The sequence below is a fragment of the Phycisphaerae bacterium genome, assembly GCA_024102815.1.
In the GTDB taxonomy this organism is placed as follows: Bacteria; Planctomycetota; Phycisphaerae; order UBA1845; family UBA1845; genus JAGFJJ01.
Map to the genome: position 1 here is coordinate 59,648 of JAGFJJ010000026.1, position 21,464 is coordinate 81,111.

At 63.1% G+C, this 21,464-nt stretch carries 15 protein-coding genes; 8 read left to right on the forward strand and 7 right to left on the reverse strand.

The annotated features are described in order from the left end of the window. Positions 1–32 precede the first annotated feature (32 nt). Genes J5J06_07080 through J5J06_07110 form a run of 7 tightly spaced genes read right to left on the reverse strand, consistent with a single transcriptional unit; the run spans position 33 to position 10,066 of the window. Entirely contained in the window at positions 33–944 is a 912-nt protein-coding gene (locus tag J5J06_07080; GenBank protein ID MCO6436832.1) for a diacylglycerol kinase family lipid kinase, read from the reverse strand. Between the two features lie 17 nt (positions 945–961). Next, complete coding sequence (locus tag J5J06_07085; GenBank protein MCO6436833.1) at positions 962–2,203, reverse strand: zinc-binding dehydrogenase; 1,242 nt, start codon at positions 2,201–2,203, stop codon at positions 962–964. Further along, on the reverse strand, positions 2,200–2,949 hold the full coding sequence (locus J5J06_07090) for an HAD family hydrolase (GenBank protein MCO6436834.1): 750 nt from the start codon (positions 2,947–2,949) through the stop codon (positions 2,200–2,202). Before J5J06_07090 ends, J5J06_07085 begins: the two co-directional genes overlap by 4 nt. Next, a complete protein-coding gene (locus J5J06_07095; GenBank protein MCO6436835.1) occupies positions 2,946–7,202 on the reverse strand; it encodes an AMP-binding protein in 4,257 nt (1,418 codons plus the stop codon). The genes J5J06_07090 and J5J06_07095 overlap by 4 nt, the downstream gene beginning before the upstream one ends. Position 7,203: 1 nt before the next feature. Further along, complete coding sequence (locus tag J5J06_07100) at positions 7,204–7,971, reverse strand: 1-acyl-sn-glycerol-3-phosphate acyltransferase (protein MCO6436836.1); 768 nt, start codon at positions 7,969–7,971, stop codon at positions 7,204–7,206. A 58-nt stretch (positions 7,972–8,029) separates the two neighbouring features. Continuing rightward, complete coding sequence (locus J5J06_07105; protein MCO6436837.1) at positions 8,030–9,091, reverse strand: DHH family phosphoesterase; 1,062 nt, start codon at positions 9,089–9,091, stop codon at positions 8,030–8,032. Positions 9,092–9,103: 12 nt separating this feature from the next. After that, entirely contained in the window at positions 9,104–10,066 is a 963-nt protein-coding gene (locus J5J06_07110; protein ID MCO6436838.1) for a bifunctional riboflavin kinase/FAD synthetase, read from the reverse strand. Between the two features lie 248 nt (positions 10,067–10,314). Between J5J06_07110 and J5J06_07115 the strand changes: the two genes are divergently transcribed. The 8 genes from J5J06_07115 to dprA all read left to right on the forward strand — a co-directional run bounded on the left by J5J06_07115 (position 10,315) and on the right by dprA (position 21,430). Then, entirely contained in the window at positions 10,315–11,433 is a 1,119-nt protein-coding gene (locus J5J06_07115) for a glycosyltransferase family 4 protein (GenBank protein MCO6436839.1), read from the forward strand. Beyond that, entirely contained in the window at positions 11,430–14,408 is a 2,979-nt protein-coding gene (locus J5J06_07120) for an FAD-binding protein (protein MCO6436840.1), read from the forward strand. The genes J5J06_07115 and J5J06_07120 overlap by 4 nt, the downstream gene beginning before the upstream one ends. A 144-nt stretch (positions 14,409–14,552) precedes the next feature. After that, positions 14,553–15,413 (forward strand): hypothetical protein, encoded by an 861-nt coding sequence (locus J5J06_07125; GenBank protein ID MCO6436841.1) that lies wholly within the window; start codon positions 14,553–14,555, stop codon positions 15,411–15,413. A gap of 60 nt (positions 15,414–15,473) precedes the next feature. After that, complete coding sequence (locus tag J5J06_07130) at positions 15,474–16,433, forward strand: histone deacetylase (protein ID MCO6436842.1); 960 nt, start codon at positions 15,474–15,476, stop codon at positions 16,431–16,433. Between the two features lie 71 nt (positions 16,434–16,504). Further along, positions 16,505–17,350 (forward strand): ABC transporter ATP-binding protein, encoded by an 846-nt coding sequence (locus J5J06_07135; GenBank protein MCO6436843.1) that lies wholly within the window; start codon positions 16,505–16,507, stop codon positions 17,348–17,350. Next, positions 17,350–18,654 (forward strand): ABC transporter permease, encoded by a 1,305-nt coding sequence (locus J5J06_07140; GenBank protein ID MCO6436844.1) that lies wholly within the window; start codon positions 17,350–17,352, stop codon positions 18,652–18,654. Before J5J06_07135 ends, J5J06_07140 begins: the two co-directional genes overlap by 1 nt. A gap of 62 nt (positions 18,655–18,716) precedes the next feature. Then, positions 18,717–20,195: a DUF885 domain-containing protein gene (locus J5J06_07145; protein ID MCO6436845.1), complete on the forward strand. Its 1,479-nt coding sequence runs from the start codon at positions 18,717–18,719 to the stop codon at positions 20,193–20,195. Continuing rightward, entirely contained in the window at positions 20,192–21,430 is a 1,239-nt protein-coding gene (gene dprA / locus J5J06_07150) for a DNA-processing protein DprA (GenBank protein MCO6436846.1), read from the forward strand. Before J5J06_07145 ends, dprA begins: the two co-directional genes overlap by 4 nt. Positions 21,431–21,464: the final 34 nt, after the last annotated feature.

Consider the following 21,464-nt stretch of genomic DNA (forward strand, 5'->3'; position numbering starts at 1 on the left):
CGGCTTGATTGTCCCGCCTTCAGGGGCACGCTCTACACAACGACCCGCAAAGCACCGGGCACAACCTCCAGTCGGGCAGGCGTGAAACCGACGGGCTCTCCGTCCGCCCAGATTTCGACCCGTTCATCACACTGAATCTCGAGCGTGCGCGTACGCAGGAACCTCACGCGGGGATGTCCCTCGTGGCGGCATGAGAGGACCCGGGGCACGAGCCGCAGCGCTTCGAAGAATGAGAGACCGTCGATTAGACAGAGGTCGAGCAGTCCGTCGTCGGGGCAGGCCGCGGGAGCAATACGAACGGCACCGCCATAGGTTGATGTGTTGGCGGTCGAAGCCACGAACACCGGTTGCTCGATCACACCGAAATCGCCTTCGAGTCGCAGGCGCCGCGCTCGGTAACGCAGGAGGACGCGAAAGGCGCCGTATACATAGGCCGGGGTACCCTGAAGCGGCATGCGCATGTCGTTGACAAAACGGGAGATGTCCGCATCGATGCCCACCGTCGCCACGGTGCAGAAGTAGCGGTCAGCGAGACGGCCAAGATCAACCGGCGAAGACTGCCCGCGGAGTAGAGATTCCACGATTCGCCGGGGATCGGCCGAGACGCCCATCGCCCCGGCAAAGTCATTGCATCGTCCGGCGGGCGCCAGACCAAGTGCCGGGCTATCACCGAAGGTCGCCCGGTGCCCCGCCAATGCTCCCGCTACCTCCTGAATGGTTCCGTCGCCTCCGCAGGCGACGACAACTGCCGGAGATTCATTCTTCCCACAGGCTTCCGATGCCAACCGAGCGGCGTCGCCCCGTGCAGATGTGAAGACAAGAGTGACTTCACGCTTCGCTTTTCTGAGTAACCTTGCGACCTCGTCGGCGATCCTCTTCCCCCGCCCACGACGAGACGCCGGGTTGGCGATGATGAAGAGTCTGCCGTCGCGGACGTTCGCCATGAGCCAGAATTCCCCGATCACTTCGCCGACGATTCGAGATCGAACACCGTCTTGGTGACGCCGCTGCGGCCCGTACTCATAGCCTGTGCGAATGCTTCGCGGTAGTCCGTCAGTGGTAAAGGCTCCCCCACCAGGGGCACGAGTCGATCCTGCCATTCGGCCATCCATTGGAGCGCAAGATCGAAAGAATCGCGCGTACCCTCGAGCCGTGATTCAGGTCCATATGCGTAGGCTGCGCGAATTGACAGCTCCTTGAACCAGATACTCGTCCAGTCCACGCCGCGCGGAATGCCCGGCATGCCCACGAGCACGAGCGTCCCGCCCCCGCGCGTGAAGCGGACACCGTCGTCGATGGTCTCGGAGGTCCCCACGCAGTCGAAGACGACGGACGCACCGCCAAGAACGAGCGGCTTCCCGAATTCGGGCGGAAACACCTCCGCGTCGAGTGCCGTCGCCCAGGCGGCGTAGCGATTTGCGATGGAGCCTTTGCCGTCAATCGCCACATCTGCTCCGAGTCTGGCAGCATGCTCGCGCTGGTGTCCGTAGCGGGCGACCGCGGTGATCCGTGCCTTGCAGCCGCTTGCTCGAAGGGCCGCGATCGTCAGCAACCCGATCGAACCGCAGCCGATGACGAGAACTGAATCGCTTGCCGAAATCGTGGTGCGCAGCGCCCCGTGAATGGCGCAAGCGAAGGGCTCCACCAGCACGGCCGCGCGATCGGGAATTCCCCCCGGGACTCGGCGGAGCTGGGACCGGTGGGCGACAAACCCACCGCTAAAGCCTCCACCGGTATCGCGGCAGTAGCCGGTTTGAATACCGGCGGAGATGGCACCGTAGGCAACATTGCGACAGAGCGCATCGTGGCCCGTTGCGCAAGACGTGCAAGGAGGATCGATTCCCCGCACGGAACAGCCCAGTGCCGGGCGCAGGACAACGCGATCACCTTGAGCAAATTCGCCGGCCCTGCCGCCGCAAGCGACAACAGTCCCGACAACTTCGTGACCCAGCACGAAAGGCATCGAAGTTACCGGGGCGAAGTATGGTGATCCCTTGGCGGCGACCGTGGCGATGTCCGAACCGCAAATTCCGGCCAGGCGAGGCCGAACATGAACCCACTCCGCACCGGGGAGTTCGGGCGACGGAAATTCCGTCAGCTTCAAGGGTGACCACCGGCTCGTGCACAGGGTCGGTACGCGCCGTCCCAGCCCCTTGATCAGCAGGTAACGAGGAATACTGCGCTGGAAGAGTAGAGCCTTCACGGCGAGGAGACTCCCGGGCCGACAGCATCGCGGGTCCACATCAGCCGGGGCCAGCCGCGATCGCGCGCGATGCGGCGTAGTCGGGCATCCGGATTCACCGCGTTGGGCCTGCCGACGATTTCCAGCATGGCCAGATCGGCAATGCTGTCCCCGTACGCGAACGACTGCGACAAGTCCCAGGATCGTTTGCCGGCGATGTCCCGGATGCGGCGGGCCTTCTCATCGTGGCTGATGGGCGTACCAGCCAGTCGCCCCGTGAAGCGACCATCGCGACATTCCAGCGACGCGCAAACGGTCTCGACGCCACCTATCCAGTCCGCCAGGGGACGGATGACGAAATCCAGGGAGCCGGTTACAAGAACGATGGAGCGCCCCTGCTGTTGATGCTCACGAAGGCAGCGCAGCCCGTCGGCGTGGATTCGAGGGCGAATGACCTCGCGAAAGCAATCGGCGCTCTGGTCGACAAGTTCGGACTGCGGGAGGCCGCGATAGTTGCGGTAAAAAACGCGGTTCAGTCGTGTTCGGTCAATTCGGTCGATTGCCAGATATCCCAGGCATTTCAGAAGAAACCAGGCGTGCCAGAACGAGCGAATTACCGGAGGCAGGCGGCGACGGCGGAAGTAGAGATAGTGGTGAGCGATGGTTGTGTCGGCCAGTGTCCCGTCGACATCGAAGAACGCCGCGACGCCTGTCGAATTCGCCACGCTCGGCGCCGCATCGCCTTGTGTCAACGTATCGGCACTCATCCCGCGACGGTCCCTGCGCGAAGCCTATGGACCTCGCCTTCGACGCGCTCGGTCAACTCGTGGAATGCGGCGTAATGGTCGTCATCGGGACCGGGCTTGAGCGGCGGGACGGGCTCGCCGAAGGCCACAGTAATGACGCCCGGCCGTATGAAGCGCTGCCCCTTGCGGAAAAGCTGATACGAACGGTCGATGTGGACCGGAACAATGGGTACCTGACGCTCGATCGCGAGAACCGCGGCTCCGATCTTGAACGGCTGGATTTGCCCGGTAAGGGTGCGCGTTCCTTCGGGGAAGATGAGCAAGCCCTCTCCCTGACGGAGGGCATTGCTGCACCGCCGCAGGCCTCGGAATCCATCGGCCTGACGATCCACGGCGATGGTGTCCAGCACCTTGCCGAACAGGAATCGCTTCAGGGCGGAGTTGAAGAAATAGTCTTCCGCACCCGCGACCCAGACACGGCGTCGCCCACCCACGGCAATGAGCACGGCGGGTGAATCGAGGTGCGAACCGTGGTTGGGCGTGAGGATGAATGCGCCTTCCGCAGGGATATTCTCGCGTCCGACGGCGCGAACGCGAACGTAGCTGTTGAGGAACAGGCTCATTCCCCCGCGCACCGCCCAGCGCAGGGGCATCAGCGCCGCTGGCATTTTTCCGTTCTTCTCCGCCGTTTCGGGCTCGGCCAAGCGGCGCTGCCACGACGTACGCTCTGCGCCGGTTTGTGTCTTCGGCAGGCGCCGGCCGACAATGCGGAGCAGATCTCCGACCCGGGCAACCTTGGCAGCCTGCTCGTCGCCGATACGCATGTCGAAGCAGGCTTCAATCTGCCCCAGGACATCAATCTTGCCGATGCTGTCGATGCCAAGGTCGAGCAGCAGATGCTGGCGCGGATGGAGGTCTTGCGCCGCCCTCCGTGATTGCGAGGAGAGTATCGAGAAGACGGACGCAACACCGTCGGGATTCTCGCTCAGAAGGGCTTCTGCGTCCTCCTGATCCTCATGCGTGACGTCCATCGACACGGGCGTGGTTGCGACACCACTGTCTTCCAGATCGACGGTCTGACGTATGAGACTCCGCTTGGCCTTGAGCGTCGTGGTGCGGGGCAGATCGCGCTCCCAGAAATGCAGCACGGCGATGCGCTGGTGTTCCGGGAGCGTATCGGAAAGCGACTCGATGGACATGCGGATCGTCCGTTCGAGAGACGAACGATCGAGTTCCGGCGCGGCGTCGCGATCGGGCACGATCACGGCGTGGACCACGTCTCCCAAGCCGTCCCGCGCCGGCATGCCGAAGACGCAAAGCTCCTTGACGAACGGCACCTCGCGGTAACGCGCCTCGACCTCGTCGGGATACACGTTCTTCCCGGCGGCGGTAATGATAAGGTCCTTGGACCGGCCCGTCAGGAACAGGAAGCCGTTGTCGTCCAGCCTTCCCAGATCGCCCGTGCGGAGCCAGCCGTCGACCAGAATCTCGCTTGTTGCTTCTTCGTTTTTCAGGTAGCCGCGCATCACGCTCGGACCGCGGACCCACACTTCGCCGATGCCCTCCAGATTGGCGTGGCGGATTTCAACGTCGACGTTGGGCAGGGCCGGCCCAACGGAGCCCCGGCGGGCGCTGCCCGGGGGGCAGACGGTGACGACCGGGGCCGTCTCTGTCAGGCCGTAGCCTTCGTAAACGGGCAGTCCGATCCGCCAGAACCAGTCGAAGAGCTCAGGATCGAGCCTCGATCCGCCGCTGACAAACATGCGCAGATGCCCGCCGAACGCGCGGTGAACAGAGCGGAAGAGGGCGCGCCCCGCCCGGCCTCCCGTCACCTTCGAAACCGCGCTCAACACGCGAAACATCCCCCGCTTCAATGAACCCGATTGCGAGAGCTGGCTCATCACCGCATCGTGGAACATGCGCAATAGGCGCGGAACCACCAGCATCAGGGTGGTTCCCGAGGCCTGCATGGCCGCGCGGATTTCAGGACCTTTGAGATGCTCGACGTACGTGATCGTGGCGCCGGACGCAATCGGTACAAGGAAGCCTCCGGTGAATTCGAAGGCGTGGTACAGCGGCAGCACGGATAGCAACTCATCCGTCGGATAGGCCGGGTGAACCTGAACCAGTGCGGCCGCATTACTGAGCAGGTTGCGATGGCTAAGCTGCACGGCCTTCGGGGCCACCGTTGTTCCCGAGGTAAACAGGATCGAAGCAACGTCATCCGCCGCAGCCGGCTCCGGAGGTGGAACCGGATCGCGCGATGCCGCGGGCGGTGGAACAAACGGCGCTGTCAGGACAACGAGCAACGCATCGTCGTCGTGCCGTCGACGCTCGAGCCCATCCCGTGTCGTGCGTCCCGCAAGCATCAACTTTGCTTCAGCAAAACGTGCCGCCGACCAGGCATCTTCGGGTGAGAGCTGCGGATCGAGCGGAACAGCGGTCATGCCGGCCCGCATGATTGCGAAGTAGGCCAGTCCCCATTCCGGCCCGTTTTCCGCGCAAATCGCCACACGATCACCAGCCGCAAGTCCGCGCTCCTGCAATCGGCGGGCGATCGTGCCCGTCGCGCGTACGGCCTCCTCGTAGGTGTAGCGAATCCAGCGGTTGTCCCGACGAATCTGAAATACGGGCTTGTCCGGAAAGCGCCTGGCGACGCGACCAAGTACGTCAAAGATGTTCTCGGCGCGCAGCGTTTCGGGGCCCGCAACGGTGTCGCCGTGCTCCATCATCGACACGGCGCGCAGCCGCGCCGACGGTTCCCCCCCTGTTCCCAGCACGTAGGAACGCAGCCCAGGCACATGGCGGTTGACGAGGTAATCAAGCCAGTCGATGCGGCCCACATCAAAACGGAACTGCTCCCGATCTTCTGGATGCAGCGAGTCCGCAACATGTTGAAGGTTATCATCCGCGAAACGCACATCGAGATGCGTGTACGGCGCGTAGATCTTGGAGAAATACGCCAATTGCTCGAGCTGACGAACAACACCCGCCAGACGTCGCACCGTGGCCCGCGCCGCGCCGACGCGCTCCAGAAGGCTGCGGAGCTGCTGAACTCTGCGGCGGCGCTGCTCGAGCTTTCTCTGAAACCACTCGGCGTCCACCAGGCGCAGTGGCCGAATGGATATCGGCCGGCCCCGGTCGTCATTCATCGGGCGAAGCATGAACGCCCGGCTCAGACCCACGGCGAGAACTGAAAGCAGCATGGGGTTTCGACCGCTGGAGGCACAATGATAAACAGCCGCGCGATCTTCTCGTTGTGCGCCAAGCGGCATGGTCGCCACCATGGCATTCGCCACGAGATCGACGGGGATCAGGTCGAGAGGCAGCTCCGGCCGGGCGGGGAATTCCTTCAGCTTTCGCTTGCCAAAGGCGGCGATCATGGGATCCGCCATGCGCAATCCGTCGATCCAGCCGGGCAGCGGCTCTTCGTAGCTGCTCTCGATAATGGCGGGACGGAATACCGCCAGCGGCACCCGGCCACGATCACGCACGAGTAGCTGTTCGCCGATCCACTTGGTGAAGGTGTACGTATCGCTCCAGCCGAGCTCCCGGGACCGGGACATGCCGGCGTCGATGAGCCGGCGCCGGCAGTCCTCCGTAGCGGGGTCATATTGTTCGCAAATCTCGCGGGCTTGCGTGCGGAGTGACTCGATCAACGCGTCGAGATCGTAGTCTCCGCTGTCCGGACGCCGGGGCAGTTTCTCCCGGGCGATCTCCGGGGCGCTGAAGTCCTCCACGATCGCTCCCCGGCGCATGCCGCAGACATAGCACGTCGAAACGTGGAGAAACGGAACATCCCCACATTGCTTGGCGAACTGAAGCAGACGAGAAGGACCCAGCGAGTTCAATTCAACCGCCAGGTCGAGCCGTTCATCGAAGGTCACCGTTGCGGCGCTGTTGACCACGGCCGTGATACGATGCGTCAGATCTTCATAGTCCTTCGTATCGAGCCCGAAGCAGTCACGAGAGAGGTCTCCGGGAACGACATGAATCTTCTGCCGGCACCGCTCCGCGAATCGCTCACCGAGTGCTGCACGAAGACGATCAAATGCATGCGAAGCCAGAACTTCGCGCTGAAGCCGGCGTTCGGGTGGCGCGCCGCCCGAGCGTGGACGGATCATCAGGTAGAGACCTCCGACATCTTCGAGGGCGCGCAGCAGCTTCTCGATGAAGGCCTTGGCCAGGAATCCGGTTGAACCGGTAATCAGAAGATGTTGTCCGGCGAAACGATCTCTCAACCGTTCCGGGCCGGCCTGTGCATCCAGCGACATGTCAACTCTCGGCCGCCGGGACCGCCTCCGGCGACGAAACGTGATCCAAGGCGGGCGCGTGCAATTCCGGCGGCAATCTGCTCTCGATGGCCGACAGCACGCGCCGGTGCAATTCTCCGGGAGCCGTCCTGCTCACTTCATCAGCGACGATGGGCTCAGCCAGGCACACACGCACCGGACCGGATTTCACGCGCCATTGCCCCCGTCGATGCACCGCCAGACTGCCCTCGATCGCGAAGGGAACCACGTCCATCCCCGCACGCTGACATATCTTCATCGTACCCATGCGGAATGGCAACAGGCGCCCGTCCGGGCTGCGTGTGCCCTCCGGAAACACCACGAACGAAATCGGGTGACGCTTGAGTCCGGCGATCATCACGTCGAGACGCCGGTGAGCGGCACGCGCGCTTCGCCGATTGATCGGGATGTAGCCGTAACGGCCGAGCACCCATCCGAAAATCGGGATCCGAAAGAGGGAGTCCTTGGCCATGAAACGCACGTGCCCGCGCGTTACGGCGATCATCACCGGAATATCCATCGCGCTTTGATGATTGCCCACATAGAACCGCGGCCGGGCGACGTCCAGATACTCCTGACCCTCGACGCGCAAGCGGACGCCGGCCGAAATGAGCATGATTCTCGCCCAGAGGTTGGAACCGACGGCCATGATCCGGCGCGACGGGTAAATCAGCCCAAGCAAGAAAACAATGCTGCCCAACACGATGACGGAAAGGAACAGGACAAAAATTGCGAATACGTTTCGAATCATGATGCAATAACGGAGAATCGATCGGAGTTCGGTGCATCCGCAAGCAAACCGAACCTTCTCAATCGCATTGCGCCAAGACCTCTTCAATTGCAGACAGAAGCGCCGCTCGCGCGGAGGCGATTGTACCTGCGAAACGGGCCCCCGCAGCCCGGCGATGCCCGCCGCCGTCGAAACGGGCGGCAATGGCCGCGACATCGATATCCGGGTCATCCGCCGAAGCCGGCGGCTTGCTTCGGAGGCTCGCCCGCACCCGACCCTTCTCGTGTTCGACCAGCAGAACCGAGCACACGACCGATCCGATGCGAAGCGGCGTATTGATGATGTCCTCTGTATCCGCGGGGGCCGCCCCCAACCCGTGCATGACCGCTTCCGGAACAGCCATGATCGCCACCTGTGACGCCGCGACGAGCTCCAGGGAATCGATCGCCGCGCCCAGGAGCCGGATTCGCGCGCGTGAATCCCGTTCATACAGCCAACGGAACAATTCGTTCACCACCACGCCGTGATCCACCAGTCCCGCGGCGGCGTGAAGTGCACGCGCGTCCGTGTTCGCGTGGCGAAACCAACCCGTATCGGTGGCGATGCCGACAAAAAGCGCCTCGGCAATTGGACGTGACAGCTCCCGGCCCGACGATCTGGCCCATTCGTAAAGCATCAGGCAAGTTGCTGCCGCAGTGACATCGACGCAGGCAAATTGAACCAAATCGTCCCGCGTGGCGTGATGATCGATGGCCACGGTCGGCAGCTTGCACCCGACAATCCAGTCCGCGACTGGCTGAATCTGGGCGATGGCACAGGTATCCAATAGAACCACGCCGTCGCAGGCGCCTTCGCAAATCGTGGCAATGCTGTGCTCGACGTCGACCCCGCCCGTTACGCCCGACGGCAACACCTTGAAGCGGGGATACTTATCAAAAAAGGCAAATCGGTCCGGCAACGGCTCGTAGAGCAGCGGGACCGGATCGACGCCCTGATCCGCCAGCAAGAGGTCCATCGCTGCGATCGAACCCAGCGCATCGCTGTCGGGCCGCGTGTGACTCACCAGCAGCGGGCGCCGCATGTCCGCCAGATGCCGATCGAGTTGGGTCCAGTCGCAGTTTGGCACGTATCGCGCATCCATGGTCCATCATCATCAGACGGCGACCGACGAATCGCCTTCGAGCTCCACGAGCTCGCGCACCTGCCGAACGTCCTCTTCCAATTGACGCTTGAGGGCATCCGGGGATTCAAACCGCCGATTGTCGCGCAAAGCTCGGGCAAAGGCCAATCGCAGCGTCCGGCCGTAAAGATCGCCTTCAAAGTCGAGCAAGTGCGCTTCGATGCGCCGATCCGCCATCGCAAACGTCTGACTCTGTCCGATGCTCACTGCCGCGAGGTACGATCGCTCCCCGACCGTCGCAATCCCAGCGTAGACGCCGTCGCGCGGAATGAGTTGCTCCACGTCGCCCAGATTCGCCGTGGGGAACCCAAGCGACCGGCCGCGGCGGTCCCCATCGACCACGCGACCCAGCAGAGCATACGGGCGCCCCAGGCACATGGCCGCGCGCCGGACATCTCCCTCCGCGAGGAACTTCCGAACGAGCGAACTGGAGACAGTCAGTGTCTCTCCGCCCTCAAATTCCAGTGTCACCGGCGGAACGATGTGGACATGGCAGTCGAATTTCCCGGCAAGCGTTCTCAGCAATTCCGGATTGCCGCGCCGCCTTCGACCGAAACCGAACGTCGGGCCCTCGACAATATGGGTAGGCGTAAATCGCCGATGAATAATGTCTTCGACGAAATCCTCGGGCTCAAGGCCCAGCAATGCGGCATCCGTCTGAGCGATGACCACGACCTCCGCGCCGCCATGATGCAACAGGCGGAGCTTCTCGTCCGAAGGCGTGAGCCGCGGCGGCGTGCGATCGGGCGCCAGAACGGCCATCGGATGCGGATCGAACGTCAGGACTGTTACCGGACCGCCGGTCTGGGCGGCGAACAGGCCCGCCTGGGCGAGCAACTGCTGGTGTCCGCGATGCACACCATCGAAGTTGCCGATGGTCAAGACGGCACCTTTGATCGGCTCGGTAAGCGAAGCTAGACCGTCGAAGACTCTCAAGATGCTACTCGGCGACTCCCGTAATCCAGGACTTTAAATACGCGTCCATATAGAATATATGCAGATAGCGTTTGCACGAATCGTACAGCGCCTGTCACAGAATACGAGCGGGGCTCCGGAGGCACAAACGGCCCGAATGGCTGCCCATGACCGGACTATCTCCCGAATCGACCTTCTCAACCCCCTGAGGTTGGGAATCGCCACGAGGCCTTTTGACAAGATCACCCGCGACGGATGAAGTAGCGATCGTGACTCAGGAAGAACCCACTGCCGATTTCCGGCATATCAGCGTAGCCTTGTGCGTCGAAAGTGACGCTTTCGATCGCCTGGGACGCGTGCTTCGCCATCTTGCCGTGGGGCTGATCGACCAGGCAGCCCAGGTGCACGTCATCGGCGCCGACGCGCGCGTTTCCGGACTGGCCCTGGGACCGATTCGCGCGATCCGCTATCGACAGTACCGCTGGAGTCGCCCGAGTCGACAGCTCGAGGAAGTAACGGTGGCACTGGGCAATCGCGCCCCGACCGTCGTACACGCCATGACCGGTTCGTCTTATCTCATGGCTTCTCAGATCGCCGCACACTACGACGCCGACCTCCTACTGAACGTCAGTTCGATGTCGGACTGCCAGACCGCCGCAGGTTTGCCGGAAGGGACGCCGGGGGTCTTCATGGTCGCCACGGAACCGCTTGTGCAGGCCCTCCGGGAGTCCGCGCCGGTCGAGGATGATCGCATCAACCTCGTTCGGCCCGGCGTGTTCGTGGCCAGCGAGGTCACCAGCCGGCTTCGGGCGTGGTCCACGCCGAGTATCCTCTGCACCTCGCCATTCGAGCAGGAAAGCGGAGTTGACCACCTGCTCTGGGCGATGGGCCGCCTCCGTCAACGGGGGATTCAGGCCCTGCTGTTCCTCCTGGGACGGGGACGCTACGAAGCGAGCCTGCGCAAACTGGTCCGTAGTCAGGGGTTGAACTCGCAAGTTACGTTCGCGGCCCCGCTGGGTGATCCTCTTGACGCCATGAAAGGTGCTGACATCTTCGTGCGTCCCAGCCGAGACACCGCCTTTCACGTGGACAGTCTCCAAGCCATGGGCATGGGCTTGGCCACGGTAGCCTACCCCAGTTCCATTTCCGACCACCTGCACCACGATGAGACGGCTTGCGTTTGTGACCCGGCGACGCCGGAAGCGCTGGCCGACGCGCTGGCCCGGCTGATCGGCGATCGTGCCTATACGCAACGGCTGGCGACCAGCGCCCGCGAATACGTTCGCCAACTGCACACGATCAGCCAGATGGCGGAACGCACCGCCGAAGTTTATCGCGAGTTGGCCCTGGCCCACGGCACCATCCCACTGCCGGAGCAATCGTCGTGAATCGCGGCGCCGTCGGCTCAGATCATTTGAGTCCAGAGAATGCGACACGCCTGGCCGAGCATCTGCGCTCGCAGATCAGCGGAGAAGTTCGGATCGACAGGCTCTCCCGCGCCCTGTATGCCACGGACGCCAGCATCTACGAGATCATTCCCGCGGGCGTTGTTCTGCCGAAAAGCGTCAACGACGTCGTCAGAATCATTCAGGCATGTCGCACCTCCAAAATGACGGTGGTCCCGCGCGGCGCGGGCACCGGACTGACGGGCGGGGCCGTCGGCCCGGGCGTGCAGATCGACTTCTCTCGCTTTATGCACGGCATCCGGAAACTCGATCCAGATCAGAGAACGATCGTTGTCGAACCGGGAGTCGTACTCGACGACCTGAACAACCATCTTGCTCCGCATGGACTCCAATTCGCCCCGGACGTCGCGCCGTCAAACCGCGCCACCCTCGGCGGAATGATCGCCAACAACTCCTGCGGAGCCCATTCGATCATCTACGGGAGAACCGTTGATTACGTACGCCGCCTGACTGTGGTTCTGGCCGACGGCGAAGTGGTCGAATTCCACCGCCATCGAGACGGCACGTCCGCATCCGGCCGCGACGAAAGCGCGGCCGGCGGCAACGCGGCATCGAATCGCCCCGGCGGGTCAACGCCCGCAAGACTGGAACATGGACTCTCCGCCATTCGCGACGAGTGCGACGAAGACATCGCCCGCCGATTTCCGAAGGTCCTGCGGAGCAATGGAGGGTACGGCCTGGACCGCCTCGGACCCGCGGGGACTCAAGCGTCGGCGATCCCCGTGCTTTGCGGAAGCGAAGGAACCCTGGGACTGATCGTGGAAGCAACCTTGGACCTGTTGCCTTCCATTCAGCACAAGGGACTGCTTGTTCTGCACTATGACGACTTGCTGAACGCCCTGGGTGCTGCGCCCGCGATTCTTGAGCACCATCCCGCAGCGATCGAGCTCATCGATCGGCCGATCATCGCCGGAGGCGTCCGCAACCCTGCCATCGCGCGTCGCTGTCAATTCCTCCGCGGCGATCCCGAAGCCCTGCTCGTTGTCGAGTTCTTTGGCGAATCTCCCGACCACGTGACAGACAAGATCGAAAGGCTCGCCGCCAATCGTGACGCACTCCATGGCTGTGCCGAGGCCGTTCGCGTCTTGGATCGGCCCGGCCAAAGCGACGTATGGAACCTGCGCAAGAGCGGCCTCGGGCTGCTCATGTCCCGCCCGGGTGACCTCCAACCGCAGGCGTTTGTCGAGGACTCGGCCGTTCCGCCAGCACGACTCCGCGAGTACGTCGAGCGCTTTCAGGCGATTCTCAAGGATGAGGACACCTCCGCGAGCTTCTACGGGCATTCCAGCGTGGGCTGCCTGCACGTTCGGCCGTCGGTCAATCTCAAGGAGGCCGCCGACGTAAACCGCATGCGCCGCATCGCCGATGCAGCCAGTGACCTTGCCCTGGAATTCGGCGGGGCCGTGACCGGTGAGCACGGCGACGGCATCATCCGCTCGGCTTGGCTGGAAAAGACGTACGGCCCGCGCATCATGGAATCGTTCCGCGCCGTCAAGAAGCTGTTTGATCCGGACGGCGTACTCAATCCCGGCAAAATCGTTGATCCTTATTCCATGACGGATCACCTGCGCTTCGGGGGAGATTTCAAAGCACAGTCGCCTCGCGCATCCCTGGACTTCTCCGCCTACGGTGGCATGGCCGGGCTCGCAGGCATGTGCAGTGGCGTGGGACTTTGCCGCCAGCGGAACACCGGCACAATGTGCCCGTCGTTCATGGCTACGCGCGACGAAATCCACACGACGCGGGCGCGAGCGAATGCTCTGCGCATGGCGCTGTCGGACCGCGGCTTCCTCGACGGACTCGACGACCCTTCGCTGCGAGAAGTGCTCGACCTCTGCCTTTCCTGCAAGGCCTGCAAGACGGAGTGCCCGACGGGGGTGGATATGGCCCGCCTCAAGTCGGAGTATCTGAGCCAGCGGAATCTGCTCCATGGAGCAGAGCCGCTGGCCCGCCTCGTCGCGGACATGCCGCGTTATGCAGAATGGGCCTCGTGGTTTCCACGCTTAAGCAATCTGCTCGGCCAATCGAGCCTCTTGCGCGGGTTGATGGAACGATGGTACGGGCTTGACCGTCGTGTCCCGCCGCCGCGATTCGCCACACAGACTTTCCGCGCGTGGTTTCGACGACACGTCCGGCGCCACTCGAGCCGCCGTTCCGGGTCGCGCGGACCGGTGGTTTACTTCGTGGATACCTGGACGAACTACTATTGTCCGGAAGTGGGCATCGCCGCTGTCCGGGTCTTGGAGCACCTGGGGTACGAGGTGCAGTGTCCGGAGACGGTGTGCTGCGGCCGGCCGAGCATCAGCAAGGGCTTACTCGCCGAGGCAACACTGGCGGCCGAAACCAACGTCCGCATCCTCGCCCCGTTTGCTCGCCATGGTGTCCCCATCGTTGGTACCGAGCCGAGCTGTATCCTCTCATTTGTTGACGAGTATCCGCAATTGCTACAGGGACAGGCCGCGCAAACCGTCGCGGCGAGCATTCGAACAATCGAAACATTCCTGGCCGAGGTGGTTCGCGAGAACTCCGGGCTGCTCAATTCCGGGTCGGATTCGCTGCCGCTGCTGTACCACGGCCACTGCCACCAGAAAGCCATCGTCGGAACCGACGACGCAATGGCAGTTATGAAGCACGTCTGGGGAGAGGGAGCCCGTTTGATCAACTCCGGATGTTGCGGGATGGCGGGCTCGTTCGGGCACGAGAAGGCTCACTACGACGTTGCTCGCGCGATTGGCGAGGAGCGGCTCTTCCCAGCCGTTCGGTCTCGGGGCGAAGCGGCCATTGCCGTTTCCGGATTCTCGTGCCGCCATCAGATCGGACACCACACCGACGCCCGCCCGCGGCACCTCATCGAGTACATCGCCGACTCCGTCCTGTTGCCGGATGAGTCCGATTGACATCGTGAACGTCGGCGCGTGGTCGAAGTTGTTCCCGGGATCATCCATCGATACCATCCAGCGGTCAGCGCGGATGCTTCCCCGGCACCCGCAAAGGGGGAAAGATGGATGTCACCACCGAAGCCGCCTAGGAACCCTGCATGGTTGCCGCTCAAGGGTGTCCCCCGCCCGAACCTGCTGCTTTTTTGCGCCGCAGCATTCTTCGTCATCGCCGCGCTCATCGCGCTGGTCGGCTTGGTATTCAGCGGACCGTGGTCTGATGCCCTGCGAGATTACCTCACCGCGCATCTTGCGGCCTTCGCGCTGCTCTCCATGGCTCTCTTCGGACTGCTGTTCACGCTGCTGATTTCACGCGGACTTTCTGACCACAAAGGCATGCTTTCCGTAACATGTGTCGATCACCGTACCAACGGGGCTGAAGTGTTGTATCGACGAGCGACCGAGTGGGTTCGGTCGGCCGAGCGTGAGGTTTCCATTCTCCAGAGCCCGGTGCCCGTTGCCCCGCCGCCCAATGCGCCGCCGCTTCTCTCCGGCGATTTCTACGACGCCATCATCGAGCAGACCCGCCGGGGCGTGCGATATTCGCACGTGTTTCAGATCAACGGCCCGAATGAACTTGCGGGCGTCCTGGAGGACGCCGCGCTTGCCGGCCACGTGGAACTCGCCTTCGTCCGCCGCGCGGCCGGGTCCGACACAGCCGTGGCCAACATCCGGCTCAAATGGGCTCGAACCTCATTTGGCGATACACTCGTGTTCATTGACGACGCACGGTTGATCTGGCACCTTCACGAGAAAGCATCGGATGGCAAAAGCGTTCTGGCCGGCATGATGTTCATGGAGGATCCCGAGGGGGACGTGCTCGCGACGGTTCGCCGCATCTATGATCGATTGGACGGCCAGGCGACGCTGCTCCTCGAGGACCCGATGCGATCCGCGCGGCCGAGCAGCGGCAACAGGCATCCGTCGTCCACGACGCCGCCCTTGCTGGATTGGCGCCGACCTTAGGGACAGCATCAGCTTTGATCGGCCTGGCAACAACTGCATGCCGAATGACACGGAGATCACATGGCCCGCACCGGACTGGTTCAAGACGAACGCTTTGAACGCCACCTGACCGGACAGTTTCACCCAGAGCGTCCCGAGCGGCTGGTGGCTATTCGACGGCGGCTTCGCGAGAGCGATCTGGAGTCGGCCTGCGAGCCAATTGCTGTCACCCCCGTGGATATGACCCAGGTGCGGCGCAACCACGACGAACCGTACCTGCAACGACTCCGGCAAGCCTGTGCGGACGGAGCCCCGTTCATCGACACGCCCGACAGCGGCATCTGCAAGGAGAGCTTTGAGATCGCCCAACTCGCCACGGGGGCAGTCCTCAACGCCGTCGATGATGTGATGAGCGGAAGGCTCAAGAACGCCTTCTGCGCCGTGCGCCCTCCAGGGCACCACGCCGAACACCATGTGTCGCTCGGATTCTGTCTGTTCAACAACATCGCCATCGCCGCGCGGCATTTGCTCGAGGACCACGGCCTGTCCCGCGTACTCATCCTCGACTTCGACGTTCACCACGGCAACGGTACACAGCACAGCTTCGAGAGCGATCCGCGCCTGCTCTTTGTCAGCCTCCACGGCCACCCCAGCATCGTTTACCCCGGCACGGGTTACGAACATGAGCGCGGCAAAGGAGAAGGCGAAGGGTTCACGATCAACATCCCCATACTTCCACCGGGACTCGACGAAGTCTGGCGCCGAGCTTTCGACGATCCGATCCACCCGGCCATTGAGCGATTCCAGCCCGAGTTTGTCCTCGTTTCGGCCGGATTCGATGCGCACGTGCAGGATCCACTTGCGCCGCTCGAACTGGACACCGCCTCGTTCGGCTGGATGACCGATTACCTGCTCGATAGCGCCCGGCGCCACTGCTCGGGCCGCCTGGTGAGCATCCTCGAGGGCGGATACCACCTCGGCGCCCTCGCCGATTGCGTGGAACTCCATGTCAGCCGATTGGTCCAGAGCCCGGCGTCGTGACAACTTGTGACATCGCCCGTTGTCAATAATCTAGGCGTGAGGACGAACCTCACTCTGGGAGAGCCTGCGTCATGCTGCAATTGTGCGCGGTAAGAAAGAGCTTTGGGGCAACACGGGCGGTCGATGACCTGACACTGGAAATCCAGCGCGGGGAAATCTTCGGCCTGCTCGGTCCCAACGGAGCGGGCAAGAGCACGACCGTGGCGCTGTCCGTGGGACTTCTGGTGCCCGATGGCGGGACCGTAAGCATCAATGGCGGCGGGGCTCCAACGAACCCTGCGGTTCGCGCGCAAATCGGCACCGCGCCTCAAGCGCTGGCCCTATACGAAGACCTCAGCGCAGAGGACAACATCCGCTTCTTCGGGAGATTGCAGGGTCTTACCGGCCGGAGACTTCGCGAGCGTGTGGCGTGGGCACTGGATTTCGTAGGCTTGACGGAGCGTCGCCGCGACCGGGTCAAGACCTACTCGGGCGGAATGAAACGACGAGCGAACCTCGCGGTCGCCATCGTGCACGATCCGCCGCTGCTGTTGCTTGACGAGCCCACCGTCGGAGTCGATCCCCAATCGCGGAACGCCATCTTCGAAAAAATCCTGGCACTGCGGGAGCACGGAACGACTGTCATCTACACGACGCACTACATGGAGGAAGCGGAGCGGCTCTGCCACCGGGTGGGCATTATCGACCACGGTCGGCTGCTGGACCTCGACTCCGTGGACGGACTGATCCGCAGACACGGCGGGCGCAGCGTAGTCCGCGCTGAAACGGACCGCGGCGAGGTTCGCGTTGAGACCGACGATCCCGTCGCGGAGCTCGTTCGACTGCAGACGGAGACTCGCCTGTCCTCGTTTCGACTCGAACAACCCGACCTCGAGACGGTGTTCCTCAATCTTACAGGAAGGAGCTTGCGGGACTGATGGGCACGGCACTCACACTCGCAAAGAAAGACCTGTCGCTGCTTTTCCGCGACAAGGTGGGCTTCTTCTTCACGTTCTTCTTCCCAGTGATATACGCCTCGCTGTTCGGTATTGTCTTCTCCGGCATGGGACAGGAGACACGCGCCCTCAAGGTCGCCGTCATCGACGAGGACGACACGGAGCTGTCGCACGAATTCATCCAGCGCATGGTGGACGGTGGCGACATCGATGCCCGCCGCAAGGTTCGCGCTGGTGATACGCTTTGCGACATGGACCGGGAGACGGCGGCCAACCTCGTCCGCAAGGGCCGGCTTGTGGCCTATGTCATCCTGAAAGAGGGCTTTGGCGAGAGCGCCAAGATGCCCTTCTGGGGCGGCTCGCCGAAGATTCGCACAGGAATCGACCCCTCGCGCAAGGCGGAATCGGCCATGCTCCAGGGGGTGCTGACCCGCCGCTACTTCGAGCGCCTCGACACGCTCTTCCGCGACCCCGCAGAAATGAACAGGATGACCGAGGACATGCTCGCCCGGGTCGCCTCCGACACCGATATGGACCCGATCATGCGTATTGCCCTCAGCGCGTTCCTGCCCTCACTGAGCAAGTTCACCACCCAGATTTCGGGCGGCGAAGGTAACGGCGGTTTCGGCGGGATAGAACCCGTCGTCGTCGAAGCCGTCGAGACGCAGCGCGAGAAAGGTCATCCCAAAACCAGCTTCGACATCACCTTCCCGCAGGGCATCGTCTGGGGCATCATGGGTTGCGCCGCGGCCTTCGGCATCTCCCTGGTCGTGGAACGCAACAGCGGCACGCTCATGCGCCTCCGCATCTCCCCCATCCGCTTCGGCGACATCATCGCGGGCAAGGCTCTGGCGTGCTTTCTGACCACCGTCACCGTGGCAGCCTTCCTGTTCCTGTTCGCGAGTATCGTATTCGGACTTCGACCAGACTCCCTGCCGCTTCTCGCCTTGGCGGTCGCATCCTGCGCCGCGTGTTTCACGGGCATCATGATGCTGCTCTCCGTGCTTGGCAAGACGGAGCAGGCCGCGGGAGGTATCGGCTGGGCCATCCTCATGGTCTTCGCCATGATCGGCGGCGGAATGATGCCGCTCATGTTCATGCCTTCTTGGATGCAGACCGCCAGCAACGTCAGCCCAGTCTCCTGGGCCATCTACGCCATGGAGGGCGCGATCTTCCGCGGCTTCTCACCGGCCGAAATGGCCCTGCCCTGCGGTGTGCTCGTCGCCGTCGGAATCCTCGGCCTCTCATTGGGCAGCGTGGTATTCGCCCGCATGGAGCGCACCTAGCTCGATTCCGCCGCACTCCGCGACACTGGAATTCCTCCTGTGGGCTGGTTACGCTAGTCTTTATGAATTCTCCCAAGCGCCGCTCACTGTGCTGGGTGTTTCGATTGATCGGCGTTATCGCCGCCGGAACCTGTCTCGGCTTCGCCCCGCCGAACCTTGGCTCGCAAGTCCCGACCGTCCAGCAACTAGCCGACCGCTACTGGTCGCTTTACTGCGCCCGCTTTCCGACGCAATGCGCACTTGATCGCCAGGATCCCCTGTCCGGCAACTTGGAAGACCTTTCCCCGGCTGCCAACCGTAAATGGCAGCAGGACCTCAACACTCTTCTCATCGATACCGACCGCATTCCCCGGCCGACACTCAGTGCAGACGACCGCCTCACGCTGGACCTGCTTCAGCGCTGCATCCGTGACGAGATTCTCCGTGCTTCGCTGCCTTGGGCCCTGGTGCCTATTACGCCGGTCAGCGGACCGCAAATCGACCTGACGAACTTCGACCGCGATACAAGGGTCGATGACGCGTACATTGCGAGGCTCAGGGCCTTCCCGATACAGATCGCCGACCTTGAGCTCAACATGCACACCGCGGCCCAGTCGGGCTTTGTGCTGCCGTGCCTGCTCGTGGAGCGCACAGTGCCGCAGGTGAACGTCCGCTCGGGCGGCAGATTGATCAAGCTTGCCCTAATTGTCCCTCTCAGTACCTGCGGGACTAACGAGACAATTGAAGAATCGAATGCGCGTTGGGCAAGCACTACTGCTGCGGTCAATGAACAAGTGGATTCGGCGCTTCGCAGCTTGCACGCCTATCTTCTCGACGAGTACATGCCGCTCTGCCGCAATTCGATCGGGCTCGGTGACATTACCGGCGGGGATGCTATCTACGCCGCCGCACTTCGACTCCACGCCACGATTCCCATCAAGCCGGAAGAGGCCCACGAGATGGGAGTCGCCGAGGTTGCGCGCCTAAGAAAGGAACTCGCGAGCTTCACAGACGAAGACATCCGCGCGGCTGAGGAGTGGCGGCGGCGGGAGGCCGTGGGAAGTTACGGGTACCAACTCTATCTCCCGTTGAATCTCCCGGAGTTTCGCCGACACGCTCGTTTCACGGCATTCTTCGGGTCTGACCTGTTGACGATAACATTCCCTCGCCAACCAAGCGATGAAGAAACTCGGTTCCAGCGAATCGTCTCCGTTCAGAAAGGCATCAATTCCGCCGCCATGCTTGTCATCGACACCGGCATCCACGCCAAGGGATGGTCGTACGACCGAGCCGTGGCTTACATGCGCGAGAATACCACGCGAACGGACGAGGAAATCGAGTCGGACGTCATCCGCTGCATCAGCCTGCCGGGCGAGGCCGCCGGCGCGGAGATCGGCCGGCAGCATTTCGACGCCCTCCGCCGCGAGGCAGAAGAAAAGCTCGGTGACCGCTTCGATCTCCGCGTGTTCAACGAGTTCATGCTCTCGGGAGGTCCTATGCCCCTGGATATGCTCGAGACGCGCATGCGAGTGTGGATCGCGGAACAAGCCAAGTCCCCATGACCGCGCCTGAGTCATCTTCCGCGGCGGTTTCACCTTCCGCATCGCACGATCCCGCGGTCATCTCCGATCGCGGCCGACTCTATCTCCAACTGGCCGAAACCGATGCCGTCGGTCCCGTTCGACTCCGCAGCCTGATCAGACACTTCGGCACTCCCGAAGCGGTATTGGGAGCGTCCGCAACCGAACTGACCCGCGCCGAAGGCATCGGGCGAACCTCCGCCGAGGCGATCGTCGGGTCGCGGCGAAATGCAGAAACGTCCCGCATCATCGATCGCTGCGAAGAGCTGGGCGTTCGCGTTCTCTGCCAGGAAGACGATGAATATCCCCGCCCCCTTCTGCACATCTCCGATCCACCGATCTGCCTTTTCGTCAAGGGCAGGCTCGAACCGACTGACGCCGTTGGCATGGCCATCGTGGGTACGCGACGCTGTTCGCACTACGGACGGGAGCAGGCACTTCGCTTCGCAGAGAGTCTCGCTGGAGCGGGTTTCACCATCGTCTCCGGGCTCGCCCGGGGCATCGACGGCCACGCACACCAGGGGGCCCTTCAGGCGGGCGGGCGAACCATTGCCGTACTCGGCAACGGACTCGCCACGGTCTATCCCCCGGAGCACGCCGAATTGGCCGAACACATTGTCCAAGCCGGCGCACTGGTCAGCGAGCTCCCGCCCGACGTCGCCCCGGACGCGAAGAACTTCCCGCGCCGCAACAGAATCATCGTCGGCCTGGCCCTGGGCGTAATTGTGGTCGAAGCGGGCAAGCGCAGCGGCGCGTTGATTTCCGCTCGGCTCGCCGCCGATTACAACCGCGAGGCCTTCGCCGTCCCCGGCCGCATCGACCAGCCCGACCGCGCCGCCGGCGTCAACGCCCTGATCCGCGAGGGACATGCCAAGCTGATCACCTGCCTCGACGATGTGCTTTCGGACCTGGGCGATGTGGGGCGCATCATGCACATCAACGCGCCGCCATCCGCCGCGAAGAATGAGGAGGCCGCCTCACCGGTTTCGCTGTTTGATCCACAGGTCGCCGCCCAGGCAGTCGTACCCGGAGCGGACCGTTCACTCTCCGCGGTCGACCAGGCCGTGCTCGACGCGCTGCGCGATGGAGCCACGGACGCCGACAGGATTTGCGAAAGAGCGGGCTTCGATGCCGGCCACGTACTGGCCTCGCTCACCGGGCTTGAGCTCCGCGGGCGCATCCGCCGCCTGCCCGGGAACCGATTCGAGCCCCGCTGAGCTGTTCTCGTCATCACTGAATCCATTCGTCGCC

Excerpts from the sequence above, each read along its gene's own strand:
- J5J06_07080 (MCO6436832.1), bottom strand. The coding sequence starts at position 944 with ATGGCGAACGTCCGCGACGGCAGACTCTTCATCATCGCCAACCCGGCG.
- J5J06_07090 (MCO6436834.1), bottom strand. The coding sequence starts at position 2,949 with ATGAGTGCCGATACGTTGACACAAGGCGATGCGGCGCCGAGCGTGGCG.
- J5J06_07095 (MCO6436835.1), bottom strand. The coding sequence starts at position 7,202 with ATGTCGCTGGATGCACAGGCCGGCCCGGAACGGTTGAGAGATCGTTTC.
- J5J06_07100 (MCO6436836.1), bottom strand. The coding sequence starts at position 7,971 with ATGATTCGAAACGTATTCGCAATTTTTGTCCTGTTCCTTTCCGTCATC.
- J5J06_07105 (MCO6436837.1), bottom strand. The coding sequence starts at position 9,091 with ATGGATGCGCGATACGTGCCAAACTGCGACTGGACCCAACTCGATCGG.
- J5J06_07130 (MCO6436842.1), top strand. The coding sequence starts at position 15,474 with ATGGCCCGCACCGGACTGGTTCAAGACGAACGCTTTGAACGCCACCTG.
- J5J06_07135 (MCO6436843.1), top strand. The coding sequence starts at position 16,505 with ATGCTGCAATTGTGCGCGGTAAGAAAGAGCTTTGGGGCAACACGGGCG.
- J5J06_07140 (MCO6436844.1), top strand. The coding sequence starts at position 17,350 with ATGGGCACGGCACTCACACTCGCAAAGAAAGACCTGTCGCTGCTTTTC.
- J5J06_07145 (MCO6436845.1), top strand. The coding sequence starts at position 18,717 with ATGAATTCTCCCAAGCGCCGCTCACTGTGCTGGGTGTTTCGATTGATC.
- dprA (MCO6436846.1), top strand. The coding sequence starts at position 20,192 with ATGACCGCGCCTGAGTCATCTTCCGCGGCGGTTTCACCTTCCGCATCG.